The sequence below is a fragment of the Bradyrhizobium sp. MV1.5 genome, assembly GCF_055807615.1.
Genome location: NZ_JBVVPL010000094.1, coordinates 1 through 4,781 on the forward strand (window position 1 = coordinate 1; position 4,781 = coordinate 4,781).

Here is a 4,781-nt window from a genome sequence, read left to right on the forward strand (position 1 = left end):
CTACCCTCCGAGCCAAGGGATAGCACAAGGCTGTTTCTACCCCGCACAGGCGCGCCATCCCCCTGGACAGTTTTTTAAAATGTCGCGTTCCATACGCAGCCGTTCGTTCTCTTGGCGCAGCCGAGCGATCTCCGAGGCCTGGTCCGCCGACATCGGCCTCGCGTGCGTGGTGGGGCGCCACGCCGCCGATGCCGGCTCGCGCCGGAGCTTATCGACCCAGCGCCGTAGCAACGAGTCACGCAGACCGAGTTCCTTGGCCACCGACCGGATCGAGCGGCGGCTCGACACCACCAGTTCGACCGCCTCGCGCTTGTACTCTTCGGTAAATGACCGACGTTAACGTTCCATTCGACACCTCCGGGCTCGATGAGCCTACTACAGGTGTCCACTCATTCGGAGGAGGTTCAGCGCTTACGATCCCGCGTGCTGAGTGACGTACAACTCGCAGCAGCCGGAGGACCCCGTCGGCGGGCGGGCTTTTCAGTGCCGCACGGCGGCAGGTCCCGATGCGCACATTCAACGACTGGGGATAACCTCCGCCGGGTTACTGCGAAGCGGATCTGGTTGCGCGCGGCGGCATGTCCGTAACCGGCGCGTTCATTCAGACGCCAACAACGGTGGATATCACAACCGAGTGGACCGAATGCATTCCGCACGTAGTGCGTGACGCAGCTCTTGTGGTCGAGGCTCTCCGAGCGCCCGCAGAACGGAGCTATCCAAGGTGATCAAACGCTATCTTCCCCGCCTACGCCGCACGAAAGAGCAATTGGTCCACCCGAGTGTCAATGAGACATTTACACGTAGGCTGCGGGAGATTTACCGCTCGCCTGATCCAATGGGATCGCTGGGAATTGGCGATCAAAGGCCGCTCGACAGTTCATCAGCAACACAGAAATCGCACTATCGGCTCAAGCTTCGTTTCTTAGTACTTAATCCCGACAGGTGCTTTCGCCGACTCTCCGTAAGCTGTTCGCTTGCTAAGGGTCTTGAAAGCGCACTTCCTGATGGCTTGCTCGGACTCGCGGCGGTCAATTCAGGAGACCCTAGGGTGCGCTTCTTTAACATTGTCATCTTAGGGAATATGAGGGGGCAGTCCCGGATGGCATTTTACACGCGAAAGGCAGCTGCATCGAGCATTTGATCGGCCCTAAGCTCCCTCAGCTTCGCATTCTCCTCTTTGAAAGCCCCCAACCACTTGGCCCAGGAAACCTCCCCTGCCGCCGAATCTGGCCTTCCAAGCGTGACGCCACGCCGCCCGCCCCATTGCCAGTCGGGCTGATTGGTCGGTCGAGCGTTCGGATCATACAGCGGCTTGGGCTAGTTTACGCCAGCTGCTTCCGTGGGCGTTGATCGGCACATGTCAGCCCACAAGGAAAGGTAGGTGCGCAGGCGATCCAGAGATGTAAACACAAGGGCCCAGCTACAATGGTAGTCCGGGAGCGCGCAAAAGGCGCTGACCTTGATGCCGCGTTAGAAATATGAGTTCCGAACCAGGAAGAAGCTATGCCCCAGAAACTTCGAGATGCTCGCTGGTACCGCTCGATGCTCTTTGTCCCAGGGCATAGGCACGATTGGATGCTGAAGGCGCCTAAGTATGGTGCGGATGCTTTGCTCTTCGATCTCGAGGATTCCGTTCCCATTGCGGAAAAGCCTGCTGCTCGAATTTCAGTCAAGGAAGTCATTAGCAAATTTAGTGGGAACGCGTTTGGGCGTTTCGTGAGGCTCAATGGTTGGCGAACTGGTTGGCTGCTGGACGATCTTGACGCGATAGTGGTCGGTGGTCTCGACGGGGTTATGCTCTCCAAGACTGAAGATCCGGAAGACGTCGCGGCCTTGGATCTGGTGCTTGGCGAGTTGGAGAGATCGCGCGCTTTGCCAGTCGGCAGCGTAGAGATTTGTCCGTACACAGAAGCTGCAAGTTCTATGTACAAGCTCTATGAAATCTGCATGGCCTCCCCGCGCATCAAGCGAGCTGGCGGGACCGGTGGCCCGGTGCCCGCTGGAGACGGGGCGCGTTCTCTCGGCTTGCAGTACGAAGAAGAGGCTGCCGAGGCTCTTTTCTTTGGAGCCTATTCTGCGCTGCAAGCACGTGCTGCTGGAATTGTGCGCGTCGAAGGAGCCATGACTACGAAGTTGGATGATCTTGAGCTCGTGCGACGCATCGGCGAAAAGTCGAAGCGTCTGGGCGCGTCCTGGGCTTCGGCAATCCATCCGAGCCATATCCCAATTATCAATGAGATCTACTCGCCCTCGCAGGTTGAAATCGAGGAGGCTCGCGGCCTCGTGCTCGCGGTGGCCGAAGGCATTGCAAAGGGGAATGCCGCGGTTCGGTACAAGTCAACGCTGCTGGGCTATGCGCACGCTCGGACTGCTATGGACTTCCTCGAGAGGGCGCAGGCAGCCGGAATTGACGTTGGGAACGTTCCGAACCTCGAGCTGCCTCAAATTTGAGAAAGCCTCGGAAGGCCAGCAACGGGCTGAACTTGCGTTTACGTCCCAACCGCAAGCCGTCGTCAGCACGTGGCTTGGCTGCCTTTCCTCGAGCTTCTCAAGAGAGCAACCGCCGATGTGGGCGGGAGCCAATTCAGCGAAACCAGCTTCACCCTTCGACTCTCGCAGGTGATCCAATATCTGGAGCTCTGGTGCACATTGTCGATCATCGAGTTCAATCCGCATAGGCCGGCGCGCGCAGTCCCCAACATCTGCAGGGTAACAACCTAGCACAAGCTCATTGGGCCAACGTCAAGGGATCCAAACTCACCAATGTCCGAATGGGACTATATCGTCGTCGGCGGCGGTTCGGCCGGTTGCGTACTCGCGAATCGCCTAACGGAGGATGCGCGGGTCAAGGTGCTGCTCCTGGAGGCCGGACCACGCGACCGATCGATCTGGATCGATATTCCCGCAGGCTACATCAAGCACCAGCTCCGCAAAAGGTTTAGCTGGAACTTCCAGATCGACGGGAATGTGAGCGGCCAGCGCCTCCCCTGTACGAGCGGCCGTGGGTTGGGCGGCTCAAGTTCGATCAACGGCATGCTATATGTGCGCGGCCAGCCGCTCGATTTTGACACCTGGAGCCAATTGGGCAATCCAGGCTGGTCTTATGAAGACATACTCCCGTATTTTAAGAAATCGGAACACTACGAGGGACAGGGCGACCAATCGCGGGGCAAGGATGGGCCTCTCAATGTTTACAAAACCAGCGAGTACCACGTGCTTGGCGACGCGCTCATCGACGCCGCCGAAGCCAGTGGCTTCCCGCGTAACGATGACTACAACAACGGGCAGCAGGACGGCTTCAGCTACTTTCAGGCGACCACCAGAAATGGCCAACGCTGGTCGGCGGCTCGCGCTTTCCTGGATCCGGCGCGCAGCAGGCCAAATCTGCGCATCGAGACCGATGCGCTTGTCAGCCGCATCCTGCTCGAGGGAAAGCGCGCCGTCGGCGTCGCTTATACGCTGCACGGCGAAGCTCGGGAGGCACGCTGTGGCGCGGAGGTGATCGTCTCTTGCGGCGCTATCCAGTCTCCCGGCCTATTGGAGCTTTCGGGCATCGGCCAGCCGGAAGTGCTTAAGAAATTAGGGATCGAGATCTGCCATGAGTTAAAGGGGGTCGGCGAGAATTATGGCAACCACTTCTATGTAAACCTTGCCTATCGCATCAACCGGCCGATCACGTTTAACGAGCAGGCCGGTGGCTTGGGACTCTTGCGCGAAATCATACGATACTATGTGAGTGGCACAGGCCTGCTTGCTCGGCCAACGGCACTAGTGGCCGGCTTCGTGCGCACCGTGTCCGTTCTGCAGACGCCCGACGTGCAGTTCCACATGGTGCCCGCGACGAAAGATCCGGCGTGGCCGGCACGGCTCGAGAGAAAACCTGGTATGAGCGTCGCGATCAATCAGTGCCGCCCCGCGTCACGTGGTTCAATCCATATCAAGTCGCGAATTCCGGGCAGCGAGCCAGCCATTCAGCCGAACTACCTGACCTCGAAGATGGACTGTGACTGCACAGTGGCCGGCTTGCAGATCGCGCGCAAGATCATGCAGAATCCTGCCATGGCCAAATGGATCGATCTTGAGATCTATCCGGGCGCCGAGGTGCAGAGCTACGAAGATAGGCTCGAGTACGCTCGACATGCCGGAGGGGGACTCCATCATTTTGTCGGTACTTGCAAGATGGGCAACGATCCTATGGCGGTTGTTGATGATCGCCTGAGGGTGCACGGCCTTGTTGGGTTGCGTGTCATTGATGCCTCGATCATGCCGACGGTGCCTTCCGGTAACACCTACGCGCCGACGATTATGGTGGCCGAGAAAGGAGCCGACATGATGAAGCAAGACGCCAAAGATGGCATCAAGCGCAAGGGCCGCAACCTCAATGTATCCTTTCCAATTTAGTGTTCCGTGCAACCACTGATCCGGTCATTACTCGACCATGTGGGCACCTGAACGACGGGCGATGCTGATTTCGTTCTCTACATTACCGCTCGTACCATGGAGGATTACGAGCAGTTTACGCGACGATTCTTTTACGAGAACTCGGACATCAAGGGTTTCAAAACCATGGTCATGATGGACCGCCTTAAAACAGGCTTTGCCACTCCGATTGAGTCTCCGTCCGAAGATTGACTCGGGAGTCTTCTGTGATTCGCATTTTCCTGCGGCTTTCCATCGCTCATTCGCCTAGAACGCCAAAACCCGTCGCCGTTCTCCTCTAATCTATGCGACAGGCAACCTCTTCGAGACATCTCCTCTGAAAGTTGCTGCAAGCAGGTTCA

General features: G+C 58.0%; 2 protein-coding genes and 2 pseudogenes. 3 read left to right on the forward strand and 1 reads right to left on the reverse strand.

The annotated features are described in order from the left end of the window. Positions 1-36: 36 nt before the first annotated feature. Positions 37-324 (reverse strand): annotated as a pseudogene (locus AC0L2J_RS34510) (transposase); the annotation flags it as partial. A gap of 1,179 nt (positions 325-1,503) precedes the next feature. On the opposite strand from AC0L2J_RS34510, the gene AC0L2J_RS34515 reads away from it, so the two are divergent. The 3 genes and pseudogenes from AC0L2J_RS34515 to AC0L2J_RS34525 all read left to right on the forward strand — a co-directional run. Then, positions 1,504-2,451, forward strand: a complete 948-nt coding sequence (locus AC0L2J_RS34515) for an HpcH/HpaI aldolase/citrate lyase family protein (RefSeq protein WP_473395953.1) — start codon at positions 1,504-1,506, stop codon at positions 2,449-2,451. A gap of 312 nt (positions 2,452-2,763) precedes the next feature. Next, positions 2,764-4,401: a GMC family oxidoreductase gene (locus AC0L2J_RS34520; protein WP_473395954.1), complete on the forward strand. Its 1,638-nt coding sequence runs from the start codon at positions 2,764-2,766 to the stop codon at positions 4,399-4,401. Positions 4,402-4,455: 54 nt separating this feature from the next. Continuing rightward, positions 4,456-4,632 (forward strand): annotated as a pseudogene (locus AC0L2J_RS34525) (Lrp/AsnC ligand binding domain-containing protein); the annotation flags it as partial. Positions 4,633-4,781: the final 149 nt, after the last annotated feature.

Bases quoted from the DNA above. Each gene is read 5' to 3' on its own strand.
- AC0L2J_RS34515 (WP_473395953.1), top strand. From the start codon at position 1,504: ATGCCCCAGAAACTTCGAGATGCTCGCTGGTACCGCTCGATGCTCTTT.
- AC0L2J_RS34520 (WP_473395954.1), top strand. From the start codon at position 2,764: ATGTCCGAATGGGACTATATCGTCGTCGGCGGCGGTTCGGCCGGTTGC.